The organism is Streptomyces sp. NPDC012508, assembly GCF_042902595.1.
Classification (GTDB): Bacteria; Actinomycetota; Actinomycetes; order Streptomycetales; family Streptomycetaceae; genus Streptomyces.
The window spans coordinates 157106-180518 of sequence record NZ_JBIBEO010000007.1 but is presented as its reverse complement, the minus strand read 5'-3'; the positions used below and the strand labels follow the sequence as shown (position 1 = coordinate 180518).

The window sequence follows — 23413 nt, the reverse complement described above, 5'->3', positions numbered from 1 at the left end:
AACTGTCACACTGTCCGGCATGCGCATACCCGTCCCCCGTCCACGGAGCCTCGCCGGCCAGCTCTTCGCGATGCAGGTCGTGCTGGTGGCGGCCGTCGTGGCGGGGTGCGCCGTCTTCGCGTACCTCACGGACCGGAGCCAGGCGGAGGAGACCGCGCGCCGCCAGGTGACCGCCCTCGCGACCGCCGTCGCCGAGTCCCCCTCGGTACGGGAGGCCGCCGGCTCGGCGGACCCGAGCGCGCGGCTCCAGCCGTACGCCGAGTCGCTGCGGAAGCGCTCCGCGGTCGCCTTCGTGGTGATCATGGCACCGGACGGCACGCGCTGGACGCACCCTGAGCCGGACCAGATCGGCCGCACGTACCTCGGTCACATCGAGCCGGCCCTCCGGGGGACGACCTTCTCCGAGACGCACCGGGGCACGCTCGGCCGCTCGGTCCGGACGGTCGCGCCGGTACGCGACGACGGCCGGGTCGTCGCCCTGGTCAGCGCGGGTATCACCATCGAGAAGATCAGCGAGCAGGTACGGGAGCAGGTGGCGGCCCTCCTGGGCATGGCGGGGGCGGCGCTGGCGCTCGGCGGCGCCGGTACGTACGTCATCAACGCCCGGCTGCGGCGGCACACGCACGGGATGAACGCGACCGAGCTGAGCCGGATGCACGACTACCACGAGGCCGCGCTGCACGCGGTGAGCGAGGGCCTGGTGATGCTGGACGGGCAGCGGCGGATCGCGCTCATCAACGACGGCGCGCGGGAGCTGCTCGGTCTGGACGCTGAGGTCGTGGGCCGGTCGGCGGCGGATCTCGGCCTTCCGGCCTCGCTCACCACCGCGCTGCTCGCCTCCGAGCCCCGGGTGGACGAGCTGCATCTGACGGCGGAGCGGGTGCTCGTGGTCAACACCCGGCCGGTGGTGGGCGGGGAGCGCCGCGGGACGGTCGTGACGCTCCGGGACCGCACCGAACTCCTCGCGCTGTCGGGTGAGTTGACCTCGGAGCGGGGGTTCACTCAGGCACTGCGCTCACAGGCGCACGAGGCGGCGAACCGGCTGCACACGGTGGTCTCGCTGATCGAACTCGGCCGGGTGGACGAGGCGGTGGGCTTCGCGACGGCGGAGCTGGAGCTGGCCCAGGCGCTCACCGACCGGGTCGTGGACGCGGTCGGTGAACCGGTCCTCGCGGCGCTGCTCCTGGGCAAGGCGGCGCAGGCCAACGAGCGGGGTGTGGAGCTCGTGCTGACCGAGGACAGCCGGATCGACGACGGGCTCCTGCCGCCGGAGATCCCGTCGCGGGACCTGGTGACGATCCTCGGTAATCTCATCGACAACGCGGTGGACGCGACGAGCGGCGCCCCGCACGCGCGCGTGACGGTCACCGCCCGCACCTGCGACGGCGAGCTCCTCCTCCGGGTCTCCGACACCGGGCCGGGGATCGCCGAGGCCGACCGAGAGACGGCCTTCGACCGCGGCTGGTCCACCCACGGTCCCGGCCGTGGCCTCGGCCTCGCCCTGGTCCGCCAGGCGGCCACGCGCGCCTCGGGCACGGTGGCCCTGACCGACACCCCCGAGGGCGGCGCCGAGTTCACCGTACGACTGCCGCTGGTGCGGGAGCCGGCCGGTGGCGAGCTGCCGGAGCCGAGGCGGCGTGCCGAGGGCGGGACGACCACGGAGGTTCCCGTATGAGCCAGGACATCCGCGTACTGGTCGTCGAGGACGATCCCGTCGCCGCCGACGCGCACGCGCTCTACGCCGGCCGGGTGCACGGGTTCACGGTCGTCGGGGTCGCGCACTCACGGGCCGCCGCCGCGCGCGTCCTCGACCGCGCGCCCGTCGACCTCATCCTGCTCGATCTGTACCTCCCCGACGGTCACGGTCTCCAGCTGCTCCGCTCGCTGCGGGCCGGCGGCCACTCCGCGGACGTGATCGCGGTGACCTCGGCCCGGGATCTGGCGATCGTGCGCGAAGGGGTGTCCCTGGGCGTCGTCCAGTACGTCCTGAAGCCGTTCACCTTCGCGACGCTGCGGGACCGGCTCACCCGGTATGCCGAGTTCCGCGCCACCGCCGGTGAGGCGTCCGGCCAGGACGAGGTGGACCGCGCCCTGGCCACCCTGCGCGCACCGCAGCCGGCCTCGCTCCCCAAGGGCCTGAGCGCCCCCACCCTGGAGGCCGTCACCCGCACCCTGCGGGACGCCCAGGACGGCCTGACCGCCACGGAGGCCGCCGCGGCCGTCGGGATCTCCCGGATCACCGCCCGCCGCTATCTTGAACACCTGGTCACGGACGGCCGCGCCGCCCGGGCCCCGCAGTACGGTCAGATCGGCCGACCCGAGCTCCAGTACCGGTGGATCACGACGATCGTCCGCTGACCGGACGCCGGGCGCCGGTCACCGAACCCGGGGGTGATCACTACGGATGGTTACCATCGGGTTCCCACGTTTCTACGACATCTGGCCTTGGGTGAACGCACCGTAGCCAATGGTCACGTTCCGCTTCTACGGTGTGGGCGTGCACCACACCCCTCCCTCCCCTCCCTTCAACGCGCTCGCCGCACGCCAATTGCGTGAAGGCCTCGGCATGGCCCCGGGCCATGTCGCCTACGGTCTCCGCGCGCAGTACGGCCTCGCCACCACCCCCGACATCGTCGTCGCCTGGGAACGCGGGCGCCTCGCCCCCACCGCACAGGAGCTCACCGCACTCGCGGGCGTCCTCTGGTGCGCCCCCGGCGACCTGATAGCCGCCGCCACCACCCTGCGCGAACACCGGATCGCCCGCGGTATCGGCGCCGACGACCTGGCCCGGCGGGTCGGTCTCGACGCGGCCGGCTATCTGCGCATGGAGGAGTCGGGCCGCTGGCGCGGCAACGAACGCCAGACCGCCGCCCTCGCCGAGGCCCTCGGCCTCGGGCCGCGCGCCCTGCTCCAGGCGACGGGGCGTGACGAGGAGCTGGCGGGGCTGCTGCGGGACGCGGCCACGACGCGCTGGCAGGCGTACGTCCGCCCCGTGGTGAAGCTGCTGCCGCTGCCGAAGCGGACCCTTGAGCCCGCGCTCCAGCGGCTGCACACGGACTACCACGCCAGGATGGCGGCCACGAGCAGCTGGGGCGCCTCGGGCGGCAGCGGCGACTCGGGCCGGGAGTACCTGGACGGGATCGTGCAGCACTTCTGGGATGCCGTCGGCTCGTAGCGCGCCCGGCGGGAACCGGCTTCCCGCCGGCGTTCGTCGGTATTCTCCGCGCCATGGACATGATCAGCTCATCCGCGAACCTCTCCGCGGCCCTCGACGACACGGACGTCGCGGTGGCGGCGGTGAGCGCCGGCGCGGACGTCGTACGCACCCTGTACGGTCAGCGGCTCGCCCGCATCGACAAGGGTGACGGGGACTTCGCCACCGCCGCCGACGTGGCCGCCGAGAAGGCGATCCTCGACATCATCCGTGCCGCCCGGCCCGATGACGCGGTGCTCGGCGAGGAGAGCGGGCGGCAGGGTGCGGCCGACGCCACGCGCCAGTGGCTGGTGGACCCTCTCTGCGGAACGCTGAACTACGCCGTCGGCACCATGCTCGTGGCCGTCAACGTGGCGCTGCGCGAGGGGGCGGCGGCGGTGGCCGACCCCTTCAGCGGCGAGGTCTTCTTCACCGACGGCGAAGCCGCCTGGGTGAGGGGCGACGACGCGGGCGGCGATACGGGCGGAGACGCCGTCACGAGGCTCGCGCCCACGGCCGCCACCCGCCTGGTGGACGTCAACCTGGATCCGCCGTTCCCGAGCGCGCCGGGATTCCGGGCGGTGGACCTGCTCGCCCACCCGGGATTCGTCGAGCGGTTCCGGCCGCGGGTCGTGTCCACGACGCTGGCGTTGGCCTGGGTCGCGGCGGGCAAGCGTGCCGCGTACGTCACCGACGGCGGCGACCTGTCGGGCAGTGTCCACTTCGCCGCGGGCATCGCCCTGTGCCGGGCGGCCGGCTGCGTCGTCACCGGGATCGACGGCGCGCCGATCGGACCGGCCGGCCGCGGGCTCGTCGTCGCCGCCGATGCCGAGACCCACGCGCAGCTGATGTCGATGATCCGACGCTGATCCGGGGGATCCGGGGGCCCGGGGGCCCCGGGGTCCGGGGGCCCAGGGATCCGGGGATCCGGGGGCCCAGGGATCCGGTGGTCCGGGGGCCCAGGGATCCGGGGAATCCGGGGAATCCGGGGGATCCGGGGGATCCGGGGATCCGGGGATCCGGGGCGGAGATCCGGGGGCCCGAGGGTCCCGTGCCGACTGCGGGGTGAACCGGCGGAGGGGCCTAGCGCCGGTCGAAGCTGAAGAGCTGGCCGCGGGCGTCCGTGCGGCAGGTCGCCTGGGCCAGTTTCGCCCAGGGGGCGGTCGGGTCGCCGACGACGGTCACGCAGGAGTTCGCGGTCGCCGAGCCCGCGGGGACGATGCGGTAGCCGGTCACCGGGGTGCCGAAGGGCTCCAGGCGGAACGTTTCGACGCGGGACGGATCCCCGCACTCGGAGTCCTCGAAGGCGGCGTCGGGGACCCGGCCGCCGGAGGGGATGCCGGAGCAGCCGGGGCCGTAGTCGGGATGGTCGGAGACGATCCGCCACTCCCCGGAGCCGAGGTCCTTGAGGGAGTACAGAGGGACGTCGGCGCCCTCGCACTCCCGCTGGTGGATCTGGCCGCTGCGGCCGCCGCGCCGCTCGTTCAGGCAGAGGTCGGAGCCGATCACCCGAATCCGTACGTCCCCGGCGGCGGGCGCGGTGAGGGCCGCGGCCACGGCCTTCGGGCCGTCGCCGCCCTCGTCGTGCACGAGGGCGGCGACCACGCTGACGGCGGCGAGGACCAGGCCGGTGACGGCGACCAGCGCGACGAGCGTCCGGCGTATCCGGGAGCGGGGGTCGGAGCCGAGGTCAGGGTCGAGGTCGGGGTCGGCGTCCGGAGCCGAGGGGTCCGCTGCGGAGCCGGAGGCCTGGGCCGTCTCCGCCGGCCACGCGATCTCCGGTTCCGTGGTCTCGCCCGCGTACACCCCTCGTACCGCGATCTCCTTGCGGACCGTCTGCCAGTCCTCCAGCTCTCCGGGCGACACTCCGCAGGCGCGGACGAAGGACGTCAGCAGTTCCTCGCGGGGGACGGTCGAGCGGGCCAGCATGTTCGCCACGGTCGAGCGGGGCAGGACGTCGCCGAGCGCCTCGGCTCGCGCCGACAGCTCGCGGTAGGTCAGTCCCGACCAGTCTTTGAGCGCCTGGAGCCGTGCGTTGAACGAGGCGGCGTCGGTGGCCCCGTGCGGGTCGGGGGCGCCGTCCCCGCCGGCGTGTCCCTCGGTCATGCGTGCTCCCCGCCCCTCCCCCGGACAGGGTTGGGACATGTCCGGGACAGCCCCAAGCCTTGTTGATCCGGCTGTTCAACTCAAGAGTGGAAATCGGCAATTCCGCTCCAGGGCCGGAACCGCCACGGGGGAAGCACGGGGGAACGGAAGAGCCCCGATCGTCCACGGGGGACGATCGGGGCCTTTCGACGTCGGGACGGATCCGGGACCGAAGTCCCCGCCGGCCGGGTCAGAAGACCGACTCGGCCTCGGACATCCGGCTCGACGGTACGGTCTTCAGCTGCGTGACCGCCTCCGCCAGCGGGACCATGTGGATGTCGGTCCCGCGCAGCGCCGTCATCTTTCCGAAGTCGCCCCGGTGCGCGGCCTCCACGGCGTGCCAGCCGAAGCGGGTCGCGAGCACCCGGTCGTACGCCGTCGGTGTGCCGCCGCGCTGGACGTGCCCGAGGATGACCGGCCGGGCCTCCTTGCCGAGGCGCCGCTCCAGTTCGACCGCGAGCCGGTTGCCGATGCCCTGGAAGCGCTCGTGACCGTACTGGTCGATCGCGCCCTTCTCGTACTCCATGGAGCCCTCGGCGGGGTGCGCGCCCTCGGCGACGCAGACGACGGCGAACTTCTTGCCGCGCGCGAAGCGCTCCTCGACCATCTTGACGAGGTCGTCGACCTGGAAGGGGCGTTCGGGCAGACAGATGCCGTGGGCGCCGCCGGCCATGCCGGACTCCAGCGCGATCCAGCCGGCGTGCCGGCCCATCACCTCGACGACCATCACGCGCTGGTGGGACTCGGCGGTGGTCTTGAGACGGTCTATGGCCTCCGTCGCCACACCCACGGCCGTGTCGAAGCCGAAGGTGCGGTCGGTGGAGGAGATGTCGTTGTCGATCGTCTTGGGGACGCCGACGACGGGCATACCGGCGTCCGCGAGCATCCGGGCGGCCGTCAGCGTGCCCTCGCCACCGATCGGGATGAGCACGTCGATGCCGTACTCCTTCGCCAACTCCGGGGCGGACGCGGCGGCTTCGGCCAGCCGGTTGCGCTCCAGGCGCGCGGAGCCGAGGATGGTTCCGCCGCGGGCGAGGATGCCGCTGACCGCGTTGAGGTCGAGGGGACGGAAGTGTCCGTCGAGGAGACCCTTGAACCCGTCCTCGAAGCCGATGACTTCGTCTCCGTGGCCGGTGAGCGCCCGGTGCACGACCGACCGGATCACTGCGTTCAGGCCCGGACAGTCGCCGCCTGCGGTGAGAACTCCGATGCGCATCGTGCCGTGTCTCCTGCTCGGTAGTGGTACATGTGAGCTCTGTCGATTCTCCCACGCCCGGCCGGGCCCCCGCGCTCCCGGCTACTCCGCGTGCCCGGCCCACAGGGCCTTTCGTCCCCTTTTACAGGCCCTTCGCCCGGCGGGCGTCCTATCCACCCCCAGAGGTATTGTCAAGAGGGCTATGCCACCCTATCGGGGTTTTTTGAACACACTCGGTTGACGAGATCGAGTGGACAGGACTGGACAGGAGACCACGGCGTGACGCGCAGCGTGTACGTGACCGGGATCGACCGCGGAGACGGCCGGCAGGTCGTCGAGCTGGGAGTCATGGAGCTCCTGACCCGCCAGGTGGACCGGGTGGGGGTGTTCCGGCCCCTGGTGCACGACGGCCCCGACCGGCTCTTCGACCTGCTGCGGGCCCGCTACCGGCTCTCCCAGGACGCGTCGAGCGTCTACGGCATGGACTACCACGAGGCGTCCGCGCTCCAGGCCGAGCAGGGTACCGACGAGCTGGTCTCCCGGCTCGTCGAGCGCTTCCACGCGGTGGCCCGCGACTACGAGGTCGTGCTCGTGCTCGGTACGGACTTCGCCGCCACCCAGCTCCCGGACGAGCTGGCGCTCAACGCGCGCCTCGCCAACGAGTTCGGCGCCTCGGTGATACCCGTGGTGGGCGGCAAGGGCCAGCCGTCCGCGTCGGTGCGGGCCGAGGCGCGCAACGCCTTCCGGGCGTACGACGGGCTGGGCTGCGACGTGCTCGCGATGGTCGTGAACCGGGTGGCGGGCGACGACCGCGCGGCCATCGCCGAACGGCTCACGGCCCGGCTTCCGGTGCCCTGTTACGTCCTGCCCGACGAGCCCGCGCTCGCCGCCCCCACGGTCGCCCAGATCACCCATCACCTGGGCGCCTCGGTCGTGATGGGCGACGACGCGGGCCTGGCGCGCGACGCCCTGGACTTCGTCTTCGGCGGCGCGATGCTGCCGAACTTCCTGAACGCGCTGACCCCCGGCTGTCTGGTGGTCACCCCCGGGGACCGGGCCGACCTCGTCGTCGGTGCGCTCGCGGCGCACTCGGCCGGCACCCCGCCCATCGCCGGCGTCCTGCTCACCCTGAACGAGCGTCCCAGCGACGCGGTCCTGACCCTGGCGGCCCGGCTCGCGCCCGGCACGCCGGTCATCTCGGTCCCGGGCACCAGCTTCCCCACGGCCGCCGAACTCTTCTCGCTCGAAGGGAAGTTGAACGCCGCTACACCCCGCAAGGCGGAGACCGCGCTCGGTCTCTTCGAGCGGCACGTGGACACCGCCGATCTGCTCAAGCGGATCTCGGTGGCGCGCACCGGCCGGGTCACTCCGATGATGTTCGAGCACGACCTCCTGGAGCAGGCCCGCGCCGACCGCCGTCGCGTGGTCCTGCCGGAGGGCGCCGAGGAGCGCGTGCTGCGCGCGGCCGATGTGCTCCTGCGCCGGGACGTCTGCGACCTGACGCTCCTCGGTGACGTCGAGGTCATCCGCAAGAAGGCGGCCGACCTCGGGATCGACCTGTCGTCGCCGTCGACCCAGCTGATCGACCCGCAGACCTCCGAGCTGCGCGACGCGTTCGCCACGAAGTACGCCGAACTGCGCGCGCACAAGGGCGTGACGGTGGAGCTGGCGTACGACGTCGTCTCGGACGTCAACTACTTCGGGACGCTGATGGTCGAGGAGGGCCTCGCCGACGGCATGGTCTCCGGCTCGGTGCACTCCACGGCGGCGACGATCCGCCCCGCGTTCGAGATCATCAAGACCAAGCCGGAGGCGTCGATCGTCTCCTCGGTCTTCTTCATGTGCCTGGCCGACAAGGTGCTCGTCTACGGCGACTGCGCGGTCAACCCGGACCCGAACGCGGTGCAGCTCGCGGACATCGCCGTGCAGTCGGCGGCCACCGCGGCCCGTTTCGGTGTCGAGCCGCGGATCGCGATGCTGTCGTACTCCACCGGCACCTCGGGTTCCGGCGCGGACGTCGACAAGGTCCGCGAGGCGACGAAGCTCGTACGGGAGTCCCACCCGGAGCTGCGGATCGAGGGGCCCATCCAGTACGACGCGGCGGTCGAGCCGTCCGTCGCGGCGACCAAGCTGCCGGGTTCGGAGGTGGCCGGGCAGGCGACCGTGCTGATCTTCCCGGACCTCAACACCGGCAACAACACGTACAAGGCCGTGCAGCGTTCGGCCGGCGCCGTGGCCGTCGGCCCGGTCCTGCAGGGTCTGCGCAAGCCGGTGAACGACCTTTCGCGCGGCGCGCTCGTCAGCGACATCGTCAACACGGTCGCCATCACGGCGATCCAGTCCCAGATTCCCCAGGCCCCCGAGGGCCAGTCCCAGGAGCTCCCCGCATGACCGGCACCGCGACCCGCGTCCTCGTCCTCAACTCCGGCTCCTCGTCGGTGAAGTACCAGCTGCTCGACATGCGCGACCGGAGCCGGCTCGCGGTCGGCCTGGTGGAGCGGATCGGCGAGGAGACCTCGCGTCTGGTCCACACCCCGCTGCAGGGCGGCGGGGGCGCCAAGCGGGAGCGGAACGGGGCGATCGCCGACCACGCGGCCGCGCTGAAGGCGGTGGCGGAGGAGCTGGCGGCGGACGGCCTCGGCCTCGACTCCCCCGAACTGGCCGCGATCGGGCACCGGGTGGTGCACGGCGGGCTCCGGTTCAGCGCGCCGACCGTGATCGACGAGGAGGTGCTCGCGGAGATCGAGCGGCTCGTCCCGGTCGCGCCGCTGCACAACCCGGCGAACCTGACCGGGATCCGTACGGCGATGGCGCTCCGCCCCGACCTGCCGCAGGTCGCCGTCTTCGACACCGCGTTCCACACGACGATGCCGGAGTCGGCGGCCCGGTACGCGATCGACGTGGAGACGGCGGACGCGCACCGCATCCGGCGGTACGGCTTCCACGGCACCTCGCACGCCTATGTGTCGCGCGAGACGGCGAGGCTGCTGGGCAAGGAGCCGGAGGAGGTGAACGTGATCGTGCTGCACCTGGGCAACGGGGCCTCCGCCTCGGCCGTCAGGGGCGGCCGGTGCGTGGACACCTCGATGGGGCTCACCCCGCTGGAGGGCCTGGTCATGGGCACGCGCTCGGGCGACGTCGACCCGGCGGTGACCTTCCACCTCAAGCGGGTGGCGGGGATGACGGACGACGAGGTGGACGTCCTGCTCAACAAGAAGTCGGGGCTCGTCGGGCTCTGCGGCGACAACGACATGCGGGAGATCCGCCGCCGGATCGACGAGGGCGACGAGCGGGCTGCGCTCGCCTTCGACATCTACATCCACCGGCTGAAGAAGTACATCGGGGCGTACTACGCGGTACTCGGGCGGGTGGACGCGGTCGCGTTCACGGCGGGTGTCGGGGAGAACGCGGCTCCGGTGCGGGAAGCTGCGATCGTGGGCCTGGAGGAGCTGGGCCTGGCGGTGGACGCCGGTCTCAACGCCGTACGGTCCGACGAGGCACGGATCATCTCGCCGGCGTACGCACGGGTGGCGGTCGCCGTGGTGCCGACGGACGAGGAGCTGGAGATCGCGCGCCAGAGCTACGACCTGGTGGCCCCGGGCGCTCCGGAAGTGAACGCCTGAGCGACCCCGCGCCCATTTGTACTTTCCACCAGACGGAATATTCCGCAGTGAAACAAACCGATAGGATCCGCCTCATGCGCCGTTCCAAAATCGTCTGCACGCTGGGCCCCGCCGTCGACTCGTACGAGCAGCTGAAAGCGCTCATCGAGGCCGGTATGAACGTGGCCCGATTCAACATGAGCCACGGGACCCAGGCAGAGCACCAGGAGCGGTACGACCGTCTCCGCAGGGCGGTGGCGGACACCGGCCGCGCCGTCGGTGTGCTCGCCGACCTCCAGGGCCCCAAGATCCGCCTGGAGACCTTCGCGGAGGGTCCCGTCGAGCTGGTGCGCGGTGACGAGTTCACCATCACCACGGAAGACGTCGCGGGTGACAAGTCCATCTGCGGCACCACGTACAAGGGCCTGCCGGGTGACGTCTCCAAGGGCGACCAGGTCCTGATCAACGACGGCAACGTCGAACTGCGGGTCGTCGAGGTCGAGGGCTCGCGGGTCAAGACCGTGGTCATCGAGGGCGGTGTCATCTCGGACCACAAGGGCATCAACCTGCCGGGTGCCGCGGTCAACGTCCCGGCCCTGTCCGAGAAGGACGTCGAGGACCTCCGTTTCGCGCTCCGTATGGGCTGCGACATGGTCGCCCTCTCCTTCGTCCGCGACGCCAACGACGTCAAGGACGTCCACAAGGTGATGGACGAGGAGGGCCGCCGGGTCCCGGTCATCGCCAAGGTGGAGAAGCCGCAGGCGGTGGAGAACATGGCCGCCGTGGTGGCCGCCTTCGACGCCGTCATGGTGGCCCGTGGCGACCTCGCCGTGGAGTATCCGCTGGAGAAGGTCCCGATGGTGCAGAAGCGCCTCGTGGAGATGTGCCGCCGCAACGCCAAGCCGGTCATCGTCGCCACCCAGATGATGGAGTCGATGATCACCAACTCCCGCCCCACGCGCGCCGAGGCCTCCGACGTGGCCAACGCGATCCTGGACGGCGCGGACGCGGTCATGCTCTCGGCGGAGTCCTCCGTCGGCGCCTACCCGATCGAGACCGTGAAGACGATGTCGAAGATCGTCGCCGCGGCCGAGGAGGAGCTGCTCTCCAAGGGCCTGCAGCCGCTCGTACCGGGCAAGAAGCCGCGTACGCAGGGCGGTTCGGTCGCCCGTGCGGCCTGCGAGATCGCGGACTTCCTGGACGGCAAGGCGCTGATCGCCTTCACCCAGTCCGGCGACACCGCGCGCCGCCTCTCGCGGTACCGCACGATCCAGCCGATCCTGGCCTTCACCACGGACGAGGCCACCCGCAACCAGCTCACGCTGAGCTGGGGCGTGGAGTCCTTCCTCGTGCCGTTCGTGGAGACCACGGACGCGATGGTCGACATCGTCGACGCGGAGCTCCTGAAGCTCCAGCGCTACAACGAGGGCGACACCATGGTCATCACGGCCGGCTCGCCCCCCGGCGTCCCGGGCACCACGAACATGGTCCGGGTGCACCACCTGGGCGGCGCCGAGCGCGACTGACGCGCCTGCGTCCGGCCCCTGGCATGACGAGGGCCCCCGTCCGGATCGGACGGGGGCCCTCGTCGTGTGCGGCTCCCTGACGGGCTCGTGTGGCGCGCGGGCTCCCCGACGGGCGTGAGGCGCGTGCCGGTGTGCTCAGGCCGGTGCGGTCAGTTGGGCTCGACCGTGTTGCGCAGGCCGGGGACCGTGAGCGTGCCGCCGAACTGGCCGGCCTGGCGGACCTCGACGTCCGTGAAGATCGCGAACGGCACGTCGAGCGGCGGCGGGGTCTCCGGGCTGAAGGTGACCGGGATGATGCCGAAGAGGTTGCCCTTCAGCCTCTCCGTGTACATGGTCACGGTGCCGTTGCTCATGGTCGACGTCGAGCCCTTGTCGGAGCGGACGTGTCCCGTGTAGCCGTCCGAGTGGACGGTGCGCTGGTGCAGGTCCTTGATGTCCACGCCGTCCTTCGCGGTGAACTTCAGGACCTTCTTGATCTTCCCGCTGCCCGTCTTGACCTCGACGATGCCGTGGTACTTGAGTCCCTTGAGCGTGAGCCTCGTGCTGTTGAGGATCCACGGCTCGTCCGGGAGCAGCGGGATGCCCGGCTCGAGCTCCGCTGCGGCGAGCGCCTCGGGGTCGGCCTCGGGGCACGGGAAGCGCGGCTTGGCGCCCTCGGGTATGTCCTCGTCCTTCTTGGCGTCGAGGCCCTTGGCGTCCTCCGGCAGCTCCTCGACCTTGGCACCGGCCTTGGCGGCCGCGTCCTCGATCGCCGCCTTGGTCCTGTCGACCGGGTCGTCGGCCGTGGCCTTGCCCGCCTCGGGCGCCGTGGTCGCCGGCTTGTCACCGGGCTCGGTCGTCGCGGGCTTCTCGGCCGGCTTCTCCGCCGGTTCCTCGGCCGCCGGCTTCGTCGGGGAAGCGGTCGGCGTCGGCGTGGCCGTCGGGGTGGCGTTCGGCCCGTCGAACAGGTCCTTGATCTTGTCGCCGATACCCAGCGGGTCGAGCGGGTTGGCGCTCTTCGTCGGGGTAGGCGCCGGGGCCGGGGCCTCCTGCTCGGCGGCGTCCTGCTCCGTCGCGGCCGTCGCCGAGGGGCTGGACGTCGGCTTGGGCGACTCCGGCTCCTCCGTGGTGTCCGGCTTCGGCGATTCGGTCGGGCTCGGGCTCTCGCTCGCGTCGCCCGTGGGTGTGGGCGTGGGCTTGGGCGTCTCGGCGGGCTTCGTCGACTCCTCGGCCACCGGCTCGTCCGAGCGGGTCACGCACGGACCGGGCGCGAAGGGGATGTCCTTCTCGTCGGCGAGGGCGAGCTTGGGCGCCATACCCATGCCCATCAGAACCGCGGTCGGCATGGCGGCCAGGGCCATCGCCTTGCCCGCCGGCCCCTGGATCTTGTTCAGCAGCGACTTACGCGGAGCCGCGTGCCGCGGACCCCTGCGAGCCAGAGTGGCGCCGTCCGCAGCCGTCGCCGACTGCGCCGACTGTGTTTCGTCACCCCGCACTGTTCCTCCCGCCGTTGGCGTCGATCGTCGATTCGGTCGCCTGCGCACCGGGACCCGCCTGCGGGTCCGGCTCCTCACCGGTGCGCTGCTCCGGGACCGGGGCCTTCCCGAAGTCGACCGCCGGGGTCTCCTCCGGCGCCTCGGATCCCTGCGGCTGACCGTCGTACTCGTGCTCGCCCGCGTCGGCGCCCGTCGGCTCGCCGGCCGGCTTCGCGGTCTCCGCCCCCGGAGCGCCCGGGGCCCAGGCGACGGAGAGCCCGCCGCCGATCAGGGCCAGCAGGAAGCCCATGAAGAAGCCGCCGAGGTTGGAGACCGGGATGGAGACGAGCGCCAGCACGATCGCCGCGACGCCCGCGAAGACCCGTACGACGGGCTGGAACCACATCGTCAGTCCGAGCGTCACCAGGAGTACGCCGATGATCAGCGCTCCTGCGCCGCCCGTCGTCGCCATGGCGATCGTCATGTTGCCGAGTCGCAGGTCGGCGTACGGGAAGTAGGCGATCGGTACGCCGCCGATCATGGTGAACAGACCGGCCCAGAAGGGGCGGCTGCCTCGCCAGTCGTGGAAGCGGCGCACGCGCTGGTTCGGGACTCCGCGGGAAGCAGTGGACTCGGCGCTCATGGAAAACAGCTCCCTGGAAGCGGTGTTGCTGAGAAGTAGAGATGGTGGCGCTGCGGCCGGGAACGGGCGGGGCCGTACGAACGAACGACGGCCCTCGCCCGCCGGGCGGTTGTGCCAGGTACCGCACCGAGTGACTACTCGGTGAAGCACTCCTTGGTGCCCTTGTGCAGCTTCAGGCTCAGGTTGCTGAGCTTGAACGTTCCGGCGGTGGTCGCCCACGCCTTCTGCTCCACGTTGGTGAGCTTCGCCGTCTCGGCGCGCTGCGAGAAGCCGTAGGGGTTGGCCTTCGTACCGGGCTGGATGCCCGGCTTGCCCTCGGACTTCGGGAGCGAGCCCGCGGCCACACCGATGTCGATGTTGCCGAACTCGGCGTCCGCCTTCAGCGAGGAGACATCGAGGTAGATGTCCTTCGCGTAGACCGGCTTGTTCTTCTCCGTACCGGCGCGCAGCTCGAGCGACACGTTGCCGATGAACGGAACGTCCGGCGTCACGACGGACTGGCACATGTTGGTGATCCAGGCCTCGGAGAAGCCCGAGACACCGACCGGCTCCGCGAACGGCTTGCCGTGCAGGTCCTTGCCGGACGCCACGCTGCCGTACTGCACGAAGTCATTGCCGACAAGGCTGTCGGCCTTCACCTTGAACTCCTGGCCGGAGATGCTGAAGGACGCGGCAAGCGCGCCCTGAGCCAGGCCGACACCGATCGCGGCCGTCGCGGCCACACTCGGCACCATGACGACGGCGAACCGCTTCCATCTGGTCCCGCCACGAACCTGGGACTTCATGAGAATCCTCCTTCTCGGACGTACATCTCCGGATGGGCCCAGGGGCCCGTCCTGGGATGGGAGAAGTGCTACGTCCTCGGGAAGGAGCGCCGAACACCGGGCGCGAGGAGCGTCCGACTTCACCGGCGATCACCCCCGAGCGACAACCACTGGCCACGCCTTGCGCGCAACCTCTTGGACAGGCCCTGCCGGTGAGAGCAGGAACCCCCCTGTCCACGGCCGGCGCCACTGTCGCCGACCCGCTCGGTGGGGACCCTCGCCGCCGCCCCGGTTGGGTGCCGGGGTGCGGTACAGGACCGAGCGTCGCCGATCGTGGTCCATTACGGGCCGGGGCACAAGGGGGTTCGTTACTGACTAGTAACGGCTGGATAACCGCGTCACGACGGGGCGATGTCGCCCGGCCACACAGGGTGCAGTCACGGGAGGCGACATAGGAGGAGGATGCCGGTGAAAGCCGGACAGAAATCGAGGTTCGATTTACTGCAAGTAACAGCGGCCGCGATTACCAAGTTTTGGTAAAGCGCGGCCGCGTTATGTCACTGTGTCGCCAAATCGGCGCCGTCCCGGGCGGGATGGAACGGGTCAGAACAGCACTCGGGCGAGCGCCTGACGGGCCGTCGTGACCCGCGGGTCGTCCGGACCGATGACCTCGAAGAGCTCCAGGAGCCGCAGTCGTGCCGCGTCCCGGTCCTCACCGGCTGTGCGCCGCACGGCTTCCACGAGGCGGCCGAAGGCGTCCTCGACATGACCGCCCACCAGATCGAGATCGGCGGCGGCGATCTGCGCGGTGACGTCGGCCGGGTTGTCGGCCGCGTTCTTACGGACCTGCTGCGGGTCCATGTCCTGCACCCGGGCGAGCAGTTCCGCCTGCGCCAGGCCCAGCTTGGCCTCCGGGTGACCGGGGTCGTCGGCGAGCACGTTCTTGTACGCCTGGACGGCACCGGCCAGATCGCCGGCGTCCAGCGCCGACATGGCCGCTTCGAGCAGGGCGTCGTACGGACCGGCCGGCGCGGCGGACGCGGCGGGCGCGTCGTCCGCCGCGGCGTTCGGATCGACGGCGATACCGGTGAGACCGAAGCGCTCCTCGCCGACCTGGATCAGCTGGTCGAGGGTCTCGCGGATCTGGGCCTCGGGCGCCGCACCCTGGAAGAGCGGCAGCGCCTGGCCGGCGACCACCGCGAAAACGGCCGGAATCCCCTGGATGCCGAACTGCTGCATCAGCATCTGGTTGGCGTCGACGTCGATCTTCGCCAGCAGGAAGCGGCCGTTGTACTCGACGGCGAGCCGCTCCAGGAGGGGGCCGAGCTGCTTGCAGGGCTCACACCACTCGGCCCAGAAGTCGATGACGACCGGAACCTCGGCGGAGCGCTGGAGCACATCACGCTCGAAGCCGGCCTCGTCGACATCGATCACCAGGGCGGAAGGGGCGACGGCCGCGGGCCCGCCCTGCCGGGCGGCCTGAGCACGCGCCTGCTCCGCCTTGGCCTTGGCCTCTCCGGCCGCCTTCACCGCGGCGAGGTCGACGACGCCGCTCATGGACATGTTTCTGGGCTGCATGAGTACATCCTCCCCCTTCCGCGCGCGTAACCGGTAAGCCATGGCTGAACCGCACACCAAGGTGCGCGGTTCCCTTCGGTCGCGCCGGGTCCCCACCCGGCGCATGTGGTTGTCGCTCAAGGCCGGCAACAGCCTTTCGCTACGGGTCGTAGCGTAACTGTCCCGGTCGGCCCAGGGGAAGGACTCCCCGGTGAACTGGCTCACATCGCGCACCTCTGGCGCAATACCTACCGGCGGGTATGGTCGACCTCCATGTGTAGCCGCACCAGCTCCCGCAGCCGTACCGGACGCCCGCGCAGTGTCGAGGCCGACGCCGCGATCCTCGAGGCGACCCGGGCCGCGCTGGTCGAACTGGGCTGGTCCAAGCTGACGATGGGCGATGTGGCGGGCCGCGCGGGGGTGGCCAAGACGACCCTCTACCGGCGCTGGGCGAGCAAGAACGAACTGGTCGTGGACGCGGTCGCCGTCCTCTTCGACGAACTCGAACTCCCCGACCTCGGTTCCCTCCAGGCCGACATCGAGCACGTGGTCCTCCAGTTCGCCGCACTGCTCCAGCGGCCGGAGACCAAGACGGCGCTGATGGCCGTGGTGGCGGAGTCCACCCGGGACGAACCGCTGCGTGAGCGCATCCGCACCTCCATCGTCGACCGGCAGAAGCGGCTGGTCCTCGAAGGCCGCCAGCGCGCCCAGGAGCGCGGCGAACTCCCCTCGGACCGCGACCCGACGTCGGTCGACAGCACCGACGACCTGATCTTCGACGTGATCGCCGGCGCGGTGGTCCACCGCGCCCTGGTGAGCGCGGAGCCGGTCGACGAGGCGTGGGTCCAGCGCTTCACCGCCCTGCTGATCGGAGGCCTGGGCGCGGCGGCGGCCACGCCCTAGGGTGATCGCCGTGACGATCACTCTGAACAGTTCGGTGCGCGCGCTCCTGGACGACGTCAACCCGGTGATCCTGGGCACCGTCCACCCCGACGGCTCTCCGCAGACCTCGGTGGTCTGGGTGGGCAGGGACGGGGACGAGCTCCTCGTCTCGACCCAGGACGGCCGCCGCAAGGTCCGGAACATCGAGGCCGACCCCCGGGTCAGCCTGATCGTGTACGACCGCGAGGACCCGCTGGTGTACGCCGAGATACGGGGCACGGCCACGGTCACCGAGGACGAGGGCCGCGCGCTCGCGGTCGCGCTCGCGGAGCAGTACGAGGGTCCGGGCGCCGGTCAGGAGTACCTCGACCTGCCGCCGGAGGTGGTGCGGGTGGCCATCCGGATCACGCCGACGAAGGTGCTCGGCACGGCGGCGAAGTAGCCCGAGGGCAGAGCGTCGGTACGGCAGGGGGCGGTACGGGAAGTCCCGTACCGCCCCTGCTCGTCCATGCTCGTACGGCTAGAAGCCCGGGGGCTCCGTGTAGATGCCCCACTCCTCGCGGAGCACGTCGCAGATCTCGCCGAGCGTGGCCTCCGCCCGTACCGCGTCCAGCATCGGGCCGATCATGTTCGAGCCGTCACGGGCCGCCGCCAGCATGGCGTCCAGCGCGGCGCGGACCTGGGCGTCGTCGCGGCGGGCCTTGCGCTCGCCGAGGACCCGGACCTGCTCCCACTCGACCTCGTGGCTGACGCGGAGGATCTCCAGGTCGCCGGTGACCGAGCCGTGGTGGACGTTGACGCCGACGACCCGCTTGTCACCCTTCTCCAGGGACTGCTGGTACTGGAAGGCGGACTCGGCGATCTCGCCGGTGAACCAGCCGTCCTCGATCCCGCGCAGGATGCCGGAGGTGATCGGACCGATCGGGTGCTGACCGTCCGGGTGGGCCCGGCGGCCGCGCTCCTTGATCTGGTCGAAGATCTTCTCGGCGTCGGCCTCGATCCGGTCGGTCAGCTGCTCGACGTACCAGGAACCGCCCAGCGGGTCGGCCACGTTGGCCACACCCGTCTCCTCCATCAGCACCTGCTGCGTGCGGAGCGCGATCTCGGCGGCCTGCTCGCTGGGGAGCGCCAGGGTCTCGTCGAGGGCGTTGGTGTGCAGCGAGTTGGTGCCGCCGAGGACCGCGGAGAGCGCCTCGACCGCGGTCCGTACGACGTTGTTGTACGGCTGCTGGGCGGTGAGCGAGACACCGGCGGTCTGGGTGTGGAAGCGGAGCCACTGCGCCTTGTCGGTCTTGGCGCCGTAGACCTCCTTCATCCAGCGGGCCCAGATCCGGCGGGCGGCGCGGAACTTGGCGATCTCCTCGAAGAAGTCGAGGTGGGCGTCGAAGAAGAAGGAGAGGCCGGGGGCGAAGACGTCGACGTCCAGGCCGCGGGAGAGTCCGAGCTCCACGTAGCCGAAGCCGTCGGCGAGGGTGTACGCGAGCTCCTGCGCGGCCGTCGCACCGGCCTCGCGGATGTGGTAGCCGGAGACGGAGAGGGGCTTGTAGGCGGGGATGCCCTGGGCGCAGTGCTCCATCAGGTCGCCGATGAGGCGCAGGTGGGGCTCGGGCTGGAAGAGCCACTCCTTCTGCGCGATGTACTCCTTGAAGATGTCGGTCTGGAGCGTGCCGTTGAGCACGCCCGGGTCGACACCCTGGCGCTCGGCGGCGACCAGGTACATGCAGAAGACGGGCACGGCGGGCCCGGAGATGGTCATCGAGGTGGTGACGTCGCCGAGCGGGATGTCCTTGAAGAGGACCTCCATGTCGGCGGCGGAGTCGATGGCGACACCGCAGTGGCCGACCTCGCCGAGCGAGCGCGGGTCGTCGGAGTCGCGGCCCATGAGGGTCGGCATGTCGAAGGCGACCGAGAGTCCGCCGCCGCCCGCGGCCAGGATCATCTTGTACCGCTCGTTGGTCTGCTCGGCGTTGCCGAAGCCGGCGAACTGGCGGATGGTCCAGGTCCGGCCGCGGTAGCCGGTGGCATGCAGGCCACGGGTGAAGGGGTACTCGCCGGGCCAGCCGATGCGCTCGAAACCCTCGTAGGTGTCTCCGGGCCGGGGGCCGTAGACGGGCTCGACCGGATCACCGGAGAGCGTGGTGAAGTCTGCGTCCCGCTTGCGGGCCTTGTCGTAGCGGGCCTGCCAGCGTCGGCGGCCTTCCTCGATCGCGTCAGCGTCCATGCTTCGAATTTACTAGGACGTCCTAGTAAATGTCGATGGCAAACCCCCGCACATCCGTGCGGGGGGTGCGGTGCCGGGCCGGGTCAGGCCTTGGCGGGGGCCGGCTGCGCGCCGCTGACCAGCGGAAGCGTCTCGCGGACGACCTTGCGCTCGACGAAGAAGGCGGCGAAGGGAATGGTCCCGGACAGCAGCACCCACAGGAGCTTGCCGAACGGCCACTTCGCCTTGGAGCCCAGATCGAAGGCGAAGATCAGGTAGATGATGTAGAGGACGCCGTGGGTCTGGGAGACCGCGAAGGTCACGTCCTCGCCCATGTCGAACCCGTACTTGAAGACCATGCACGTGCACAGCACGAGCAGCATGACGGCGGTGATGTACGCCATGACGCGGTAACGGGTCAGCACGCTGGATTTCATGCCGTCGAGCGTAACGGCACGTTCCGGGCGATCTTCCGGCGGGCCCGGTTCCGGTCAGCTCTCGTCGAAGTCGTGCGCGTCCACCCGCAGCGGGCGCAGCATCGCGAAGATCTCGGCACACTCCTCGGCGTCGTAGGCGCCGAGCCCGAAGTCCATCGCCATCAGATCGCGGGTGGCGGCCTCGACCACCTCGCGGCCCTTCTCGGTGATCGAGGCGAGGGTGCCGCGGCCGTCGTTGGGGTTGGGGCGCTTGTCGACCAGGCCGGACTTCACGAGCCGGTCGACGGTGTTGGTGACCGAGGTCGGGTGGACCATCAGCCGCTCACCGATCTTGGACATCGGCAGCTCACCGGCCTTGGAGAAGGTGAGCAGCACCAGCGCCTCGTAGCGCGCGAAGGTCAGTCCGTACGGTTTGACGACGGCGTCGACCTCGGCGAGGAGGATCTGATGGGCGCGCATGATCGAGGTGATCGCGGCCATCGAGGGGACCGGCCCCCAGCGCTTCTGCCAGAGTTCGTCGGCGCGGGCGATGGGATCGAAGGGGAGACTGAGCGGCTTCGGCACGCGTCGACCTTACCCACTGGTCACATGGTGGTCAGCCCCGTCTCGCACTTCGGTCGCACGGAGATGGAGGACGGCGGCGGACGTCCTGTGCGCGCTGGACGAGCCGGCCGGCACGACCGCGCTCGCGCACCGGCTCGGCCTCGCGCCCTCCTCCGTATCGGCGCATCCGTCCGTCCTGAGGGAGGCCGGGCCTGCTGACCTCGCGCCGGTACGGCCACCAGGTCCCGTACGAACGCACCCCGATCGGCATCGCCCTGACCGCCTCCGATGGCACGCACGACTGAGCCCCCGGACCCACACGGGGTCCGGGGGCTCGAAGGCTCGGGCCGGCGGTCAGTCCGCCAGGTGGCGTTCCACGGTCGCGACCTTCGAGGCGAGGCCGTCCGTGACGCCCGGGCGGATGTCGGCCTTGAGGACGACGGAGACCCGGGGCGCCCGCGCCTCCACCGCGGCGACGGCGCGCTTGACCACGTCCATCACTTCGTCCCACTCCCCCTCGACGGAGGTGAACATCGCGTCGGTACGGTTCGGCAGCCCCGACTCCCGTACGACCCGGACGGCGTCGGCGACGTACTCGCCGACCTCCTCCCCGACGCCGAGCGGGGTGACCGAGAAGGCGACGATCATGCCTCTACCGCGCTCTCGCGGCGGGCGCGGGAGGCGATGACCGCGTTCTCGGCCTCACGCTTCAGCTTGCGCTCCGCGAAGAAGCCGCCGAACGGCAGCACCGAGAGCACGAAGTAGAGGGCGGCCGTCTTGAACTCCCACTTCGTACGGTTCCAGGCGTCCAGCCAGAACAGCACGTACAGGATGAAGAGGATGCCGTGGACCGCGCCCATCACGGGCACGGCGTTGAAGTCCGTCGTGCGCTTGAGCACCGAGCAGACGAGCAGCAGCAGGAAGGAGACGGCCTCCGGGGCGGAGACGAGTCGGAGGCGGTGGAGGGAGGAGGCGGTCTTGATGTCCACGGGAGGGGGTCACCTTCGTTCGATCTTGTGAACGGATGCACAAGGGAGGGCCCGTCCATTGTGCATGCCGACTTTGCTGTCCCTTTATCCGGGGGCCCCGTAATCTCCCTCCGTGGCAACGTTCCGACTCCAAGGCAGCAAAGTGCTCGCCGTGTCCATGACCGGCGATGCCGTCAAGGCCAAAAACGGCTCCATGGTGGCCTACGACGGCCAGATGGCCTTCAAGAAGATGTCCGGCGGAGGCGAGGGCCTGCGCGGCATGGTCACGCGTCGGCTCACCGGTGAGCAGATGGAGGTGATGGAGGTGAAGGGCCAGGGGACCTGCTGGTTCGCCGACCGCGCCTCCGAGATCAACCTCGTCTCGCTCCACGGCGACAAGCTCTTCGTCGAGGCGAGCAATCTGCTCTGCACGGACGCGGGGCTGCGCACCGGTACGAGCTTCACCGGCCTGCGCGGCGGAGCGACCGGCAACGGCCTCTTCACCACGACCCTCGAGGGCACGGGCCAGGCGGCGATCATGTCCGACGGCCCGGCGGTGGTGCTGCGGGTGACCCCGCAGTACCCGCTCTCCGTCGACCCCGGCGCGTACATCGCCCATCAGGGCAACCTCCAGCAGAGCTTCCAGTCCGGTGTGACGTTCCGCACCTTCCTCGGTGAGGGCGGCGGCGAGGCCTTCCAGATCCGCTTCGAGGGCGACGGCATCGTGTACGTCCAGCCGAGCGAGCGGAACACGATCGGGGGCGACGTCTGATGCCGTTCCGCGAGATCAACTCGAAGATGGTCGAGGCGACCGTCGTCCCCGGACAGCGCATGTTCAGCCAACGCGGCGCGATGCTCGCGTACCGCGGCGACGTCACTTTCACGCCGAACATGGCCGGCGGCCAGGGCGGCGTGATGTCGATGATCGGCCGCCGGGTGGCGGGCGAGGCGACGCCGCTGATGACCGTCGAGGGCAACGGCACGGTGATGTTCGGGCACGGCGGCCACCACATCCAGGTGATCCAGCTGACCGGCGACACCCTGTTCGTCGAGGCCGACCGTCTCCTCGCCTTCGACGGCACCCTGCAGCAGGGCACGATGTTCATGGGCTCCCAGGGCGGGGTCATGGGCATGGTGCGCGGCCAGGTGACGGGCCAGGGGCTCTTCACGACGACGCTCAAGGGTCACGGCGCGGTCGCCGTCATGGCCCACGGCGGCGTGATCGAGCTGCCGATCACCCCGGGACGCGCGGTCCACGTGGACCCGCAGGCGTACGTCGCGCACCACGGCGACGTACGGAACAAGCTCTCCACCGCGCTGGGCTGGCGCGACATGGTGGGGCGGGGCTCCGGCGAGGCGTTCCAGCTGGAGCTGACCGGCAGTGGTGCGGTGTACGTGCAGGCCTCGGAGGAGAAGCTGTGACCGGTCCCGTCGTCCTCGACCCCCAGTCGCTCCCGTCCGACGACAACGTCAATCCGTACACCTTCTGCGTGGAGCTCAAGGGCTCCCAGTGGTTCCTGCAGAAGGGCAAGATGATCGCCTACTACGGGCGGATCGACTTCAACGGCATCGGCCACGGGCGCCTGGACCGCCTGGTCCGTACGTCGTTCCACTCGCCGCTGCACGCGAGTGACTGGGTGGTGGCGGAGGGCAGCGGCAAGATGCTGCTCGCCGACCGGGCCTTCGACGTGAACTCGTTCGACCTGGACGAGGGCAATCTGACGATCCGTTCGGGCAATCTGCTGGCGTACCAGCCGACGCTGGCGCTGAAGCAGTCGATCGTGCCGGGCTTCGTGACGCTGATCGGCACGGGAAAGTTCGTGGCGGCGTCCAACGGCCCGGTGGTCTTCATGGAGCCGCCTATGCGGGTGGACCCGCAGGCCCTGGTCGGCTGGGCGGACTGCCCGTCCCCGTGCCACCACTACGACCACGGCTACATGACGGGCGTGATGGGCGGGGTCCGGGCGCTGACGGGGATCGGCGGGACCTCGGGCGAGGAGCACCAGTTCGAGTTCGTGGGGGCGGGTACGGTACTGCTCCAGTCGACCGAGATGCTGATGGCCGACCGGGCGATCGGTGAGGTCGGCGGGCAGCCGGGCGTGCCGGGGGGCGGCGTTCCCGGAGCGCATGGTTCCGGCCAGGGATCGCACGGTTCGGCACCGCGCCTTCCCGGACAGCTCGGGGACCTCCAGCGTCGCTTCGGGCTGTAGCCGGTAGTCTGCGGAGTGTGACGTCCTCGAACGTCTGCACCCGTCGGGGCCCTGGGTGCCCGGCGTCACACTCCCTTACTTCGTCCAGTATTCA

Annotated in this window: 23 protein-coding genes and 1 pseudogene; 13 read left to right on the top strand and 11 right to left on the bottom strand. The window is 70.8% G+C overall.

Translation table 11 applies throughout. From position 1 onward, the window contains the following. Positions 1-19 precede the first annotated feature (19 nt). The 4 genes from ACFY8U_RS24470 (at position 20) to ACFY8U_RS24455 (ending at position 4062) form a co-directional block, all read left to right on the top strand. A complete protein-coding gene (locus ACFY8U_RS24470) occupies positions 20-1675 on the top strand; it encodes an ATP-binding protein (protein WP_389573571.1) in 1656 nt (551 codons plus the stop codon). After that, entirely contained in the window at positions 1672-2358 is a 687-nt protein-coding gene (locus ACFY8U_RS24465) for a response regulator (protein WP_389573568.1), read from the top strand. The genes ACFY8U_RS24470 and ACFY8U_RS24465 overlap by 4 nt, the downstream gene beginning before the upstream one ends. Before the next feature lie 109 nt (positions 2359-2467). Further along, positions 2468-3175, top strand: coding sequence for a helix-turn-helix transcriptional regulator (locus tag ACFY8U_RS24460; protein WP_389573565.1), 708 nt, complete (start codon positions 2468-2470; stop codon positions 3173-3175). 59 nt (positions 3176-3234) lie between these two features. Then, positions 3235-4062, top strand: coding sequence for an inositol monophosphatase family protein (locus ACFY8U_RS24455; protein ID WP_389574145.1), 828 nt, complete (start codon positions 3235-3237; stop codon positions 4060-4062). A gap of 214 nt (positions 4063-4276) precedes the next feature. Here ACFY8U_RS24455 and ACFY8U_RS24450 read toward each other — a convergent pair whose 3' ends face one another. Both ACFY8U_RS24450 and ACFY8U_RS24445 read right to left on the bottom strand, forming a co-directional pair. Next, the gene (locus ACFY8U_RS24450) at positions 4277-5299 is read right to left on the bottom strand and encodes a helix-turn-helix domain-containing protein (RefSeq protein WP_389573562.1); all 1023 of its coding nucleotides are present in this window, start codon (positions 5297-5299) and stop codon (positions 4277-4279) included. Between the two features lie 229 nt (positions 5300-5528). After that, on the bottom strand, positions 5529-6554 hold the full coding sequence (locus ACFY8U_RS24445; RefSeq protein WP_361434656.1) for an ATP-dependent 6-phosphofructokinase: 1026 nt from the start codon (positions 6552-6554) through the stop codon (positions 5529-5531). Between the two features lie 258 nt (positions 6555-6812). On the opposite strand from ACFY8U_RS24445, the gene pta reads away from it, so the two are divergent. The 3 genes from pta to pyk all read left to right on the top strand — a co-directional run bounded on the left by pta (position 6813) and on the right by pyk (position 11661). Continuing rightward, entirely contained in the window at positions 6813-8924 is a 2112-nt protein-coding gene (pta, locus tag ACFY8U_RS24440) for a phosphate acetyltransferase (RefSeq protein WP_389573560.1), read from the top strand. Continuing rightward, the gene (locus ACFY8U_RS24435) at positions 8921-10156 is read left to right on the top strand and encodes an acetate kinase (protein WP_389573557.1); all 1236 of its coding nucleotides are present in this window, start codon (positions 8921-8923) and stop codon (positions 10154-10156) included. The genes pta and ACFY8U_RS24435 overlap by 4 nt, the downstream gene beginning before the upstream one ends. Positions 10157-10230: 74 nt before the next feature. Continuing rightward, positions 10231-11661: a pyruvate kinase gene (gene pyk, locus ACFY8U_RS24430; RefSeq protein ID WP_361434659.1), complete on the top strand. Its 1431-nt coding sequence runs from the start codon at positions 10231-10233 to the stop codon at positions 11659-11661. A 149-nt stretch (positions 11662-11810) separates the two neighbouring features. On the opposite strand, the gene ACFY8U_RS24425 is transcribed toward pyk, so the two are convergent. The 4 genes from ACFY8U_RS24425 to ACFY8U_RS24410 form a co-directional block, all read right to left on the bottom strand. Then, on the bottom strand, positions 11811-13136 hold the full coding sequence (locus tag ACFY8U_RS24425; RefSeq protein ID WP_389573555.1) for a hypothetical protein: 1326 nt from the start codon (positions 13134-13136) through the stop codon (positions 11811-11813). Continuing rightward, on the bottom strand, positions 13126-13758 hold the full coding sequence (locus ACFY8U_RS24420; protein ID WP_389573552.1) for a DUF6114 domain-containing protein: 633 nt from the start codon (positions 13756-13758) through the stop codon (positions 13126-13128). The genes ACFY8U_RS24425 and ACFY8U_RS24420 overlap by 11 nt, the downstream gene beginning before the upstream one ends. Before the next feature lie 134 nt (positions 13759-13892). Then, positions 13893-14543: a DUF6230 family protein gene (locus ACFY8U_RS24415; protein ID WP_260227914.1), complete on the bottom strand. Its 651-nt coding sequence runs from the start codon at positions 14541-14543 to the stop codon at positions 13893-13895. A 582-nt stretch (positions 14544-15125) separates the two neighbouring features. Beyond that, positions 15126-16100 (bottom strand): tetratricopeptide repeat protein, encoded by a 975-nt coding sequence (locus tag ACFY8U_RS24410; RefSeq protein WP_389573549.1) that lies wholly within the window; start codon positions 16098-16100, stop codon positions 15126-15128. Between the two features lie 252 nt (positions 16101-16352). Between ACFY8U_RS24410 and ACFY8U_RS24405 the strand changes: the two genes are divergently transcribed. Next, complete coding sequence (locus tag ACFY8U_RS24405) at positions 16353-16982, top strand: TetR/AcrR family transcriptional regulator (protein ID WP_361434664.1); 630 nt, start codon at positions 16353-16355, stop codon at positions 16980-16982. A gap of 10 nt (positions 16983-16992) precedes the next feature. Beyond that, a complete protein-coding gene (locus ACFY8U_RS24400) occupies positions 16993-17403 on the top strand; it encodes a PPOX class F420-dependent oxidoreductase (RefSeq protein ID WP_389573546.1) in 411 nt (136 codons plus the stop codon). A gap of 78 nt (positions 17404-17481) precedes the next feature. Here the strand turns inward: ACFY8U_RS24400 and ACFY8U_RS24395 are convergent, their stop codons facing one another. From ACFY8U_RS24395 to ACFY8U_RS24385, 3 genes are all read right to left on the bottom strand, one after another. Beyond that, the gene (locus tag ACFY8U_RS24395; protein WP_389573543.1) at positions 17482-19182 is read right to left on the bottom strand and encodes a methylmalonyl-CoA mutase; all 1701 of its coding nucleotides are present in this window, start codon (positions 19180-19182) and stop codon (positions 17482-17484) included. A gap of 83 nt (positions 19183-19265) precedes the next feature. Further along, positions 19266-19598 carry a DUF3817 domain-containing protein gene (locus ACFY8U_RS24390; RefSeq protein WP_389573540.1) on the bottom strand — a complete coding sequence of 111 codons (333 nt, stop codon included), beginning with the start codon at positions 19596-19598 and terminating at the stop codon, positions 19266-19268. A 54-nt stretch (positions 19599-19652) separates the two neighbouring features. Further along, the gene (locus tag ACFY8U_RS24385; protein WP_361434668.1) at positions 19653-20162 is read right to left on the bottom strand and encodes a MarR family transcriptional regulator; all 510 of its coding nucleotides are present in this window, start codon (positions 20160-20162) and stop codon (positions 19653-19655) included. 67 nt (positions 20163-20229) lie between these two features. On the opposite strand from ACFY8U_RS24385, the pseudogene ACFY8U_RS24380 reads away from it, so the two are divergent. Further along, positions 20230-20446: pseudogene (locus ACFY8U_RS24380) on the top strand (ArsR/SmtB family transcription factor); the annotation flags it as partial. A gap of 49 nt (positions 20447-20495) precedes the next feature. Here ACFY8U_RS24380 and ACFY8U_RS24375 read toward each other — a convergent pair. Together ACFY8U_RS24375 and ACFY8U_RS24370 are read right to left on the bottom strand one after the other, a co-directional pair. Next, on the bottom strand, positions 20496-20789 hold the full coding sequence (locus ACFY8U_RS24375) for an MTH1187 family thiamine-binding protein (protein WP_361599573.1): 294 nt from the start codon (positions 20787-20789) through the stop codon (positions 20496-20498). Beyond that, positions 20786-21130 carry a DUF3817 domain-containing protein gene (locus ACFY8U_RS24370; protein ID WP_361434670.1) on the bottom strand — a complete coding sequence of 115 codons (345 nt, stop codon included), beginning with the start codon at positions 21128-21130 and terminating at the stop codon, positions 20786-20788. The genes ACFY8U_RS24375 and ACFY8U_RS24370 overlap by 4 nt, the downstream gene beginning before the upstream one ends. Positions 21131-21242: 112 nt before the next feature. Here ACFY8U_RS24370 and ACFY8U_RS24365 point away from each other — a divergent pair, with 112 nt between their 5' ends. From ACFY8U_RS24365 to ACFY8U_RS24355, 3 genes are read left to right on the top strand one after another with little or no spacing between them, the layout of a single operon-like run. Further along, a complete protein-coding gene (locus ACFY8U_RS24365; protein ID WP_389573535.1) occupies positions 21243-21881 on the top strand; it encodes an AIM24 family protein in 639 nt (212 codons plus the stop codon). Beyond that, positions 21881-22531, top strand: coding sequence for an AIM24 family protein (locus ACFY8U_RS24360; protein ID WP_361599570.1), 651 nt, complete (start codon positions 21881-21883; stop codon positions 22529-22531). The genes ACFY8U_RS24365 and ACFY8U_RS24360 overlap by 1 nt, the downstream gene beginning before the upstream one ends. Then, positions 22528-23319, top strand: coding sequence for an AIM24 family protein (locus ACFY8U_RS24355; protein WP_361672475.1), 792 nt, complete (start codon positions 22528-22530; stop codon positions 23317-23319). Before ACFY8U_RS24360 ends, ACFY8U_RS24355 begins: the two co-directional genes overlap by 4 nt. The last annotated feature ends 94 nt before the right edge of the window (positions 23320-23413 follow it).

Bases quoted from the DNA above. Each gene is read 5' to 3' on its own strand.
- ACFY8U_RS24470 (WP_389573571.1), top strand. From the start codon at position 20: ATGCGCATACCCGTCCCCCGTCCACGGAGCCTCGCCGGCCAGCTCTTC.
- ACFY8U_RS24465 (WP_389573568.1), top strand. From the start codon at position 1,672: ATGAGCCAGGACATCCGCGTACTGGTCGTCGAGGACGATCCCGTCGCC.
- ACFY8U_RS24460 (WP_389573565.1), top strand. From the start codon at position 2,468: ATGGTCACGTTCCGCTTCTACGGTGTGGGCGTGCACCACACCCCTCCC.
- ACFY8U_RS24455 (WP_389574145.1), top strand. From the start codon at position 3,235: ATGATCAGCTCATCCGCGAACCTCTCCGCGGCCCTCGACGACACGGAC.
- ACFY8U_RS24450 (WP_389573562.1), bottom strand. From the start codon at position 5,299: ATGACCGAGGGACACGCCGGCGGGGACGGCGCCCCCGACCCGCACGGG.
- ACFY8U_RS24445 (WP_361434656.1), bottom strand. From the start codon at position 6,554: ATGCGCATCGGAGTTCTCACCGCAGGCGGCGACTGTCCGGGCCTGAAC.
- ACFY8U_RS24435 (WP_389573557.1), top strand. From the start codon at position 8,921: ATGACCGGCACCGCGACCCGCGTCCTCGTCCTCAACTCCGGCTCCTCG.
- pyk (WP_361434659.1), top strand. From the start codon at position 10,231: ATGCGCCGTTCCAAAATCGTCTGCACGCTGGGCCCCGCCGTCGACTCG.
- ACFY8U_RS24420 (WP_389573552.1), bottom strand. From the start codon at position 13,758: ATGAGCGCCGAGTCCACTGCTTCCCGCGGAGTCCCGAACCAGCGCGTG.
- ACFY8U_RS24415 (WP_260227914.1), bottom strand. From the start codon at position 14,543: ATGAAGTCCCAGGTTCGTGGCGGGACCAGATGGAAGCGGTTCGCCGTC.
- ACFY8U_RS24410 (WP_389573549.1), bottom strand. From the start codon at position 16,100: ATGCAGCCCAGAAACATGTCCATGAGCGGCGTCGTCGACCTCGCCGCG.
- ACFY8U_RS24405 (WP_361434664.1), top strand. From the start codon at position 16,353: ATGTGTAGCCGCACCAGCTCCCGCAGCCGTACCGGACGCCCGCGCAGT.
- ACFY8U_RS24395 (WP_389573543.1), bottom strand. From the start codon at position 19,182: ATGGACGCTGACGCGATCGAGGAAGGCCGCCGACGCTGGCAGGCCCGC.
- ACFY8U_RS24390 (WP_389573540.1), bottom strand. From the start codon at position 19,598: ATGAAATCCAGCGTGCTGACCCGTTACCGCGTCATGGCGTACATCACC.
- ACFY8U_RS24375 (WP_361599573.1), bottom strand. From the start codon at position 20,789: ATGATCGTCGCCTTCTCGGTCACCCCGCTCGGCGTCGGGGAGGAGGTC.
- ACFY8U_RS24360 (WP_361599570.1), top strand. From the start codon at position 21,881: ATGCCGTTCCGCGAGATCAACTCGAAGATGGTCGAGGCGACCGTCGTC.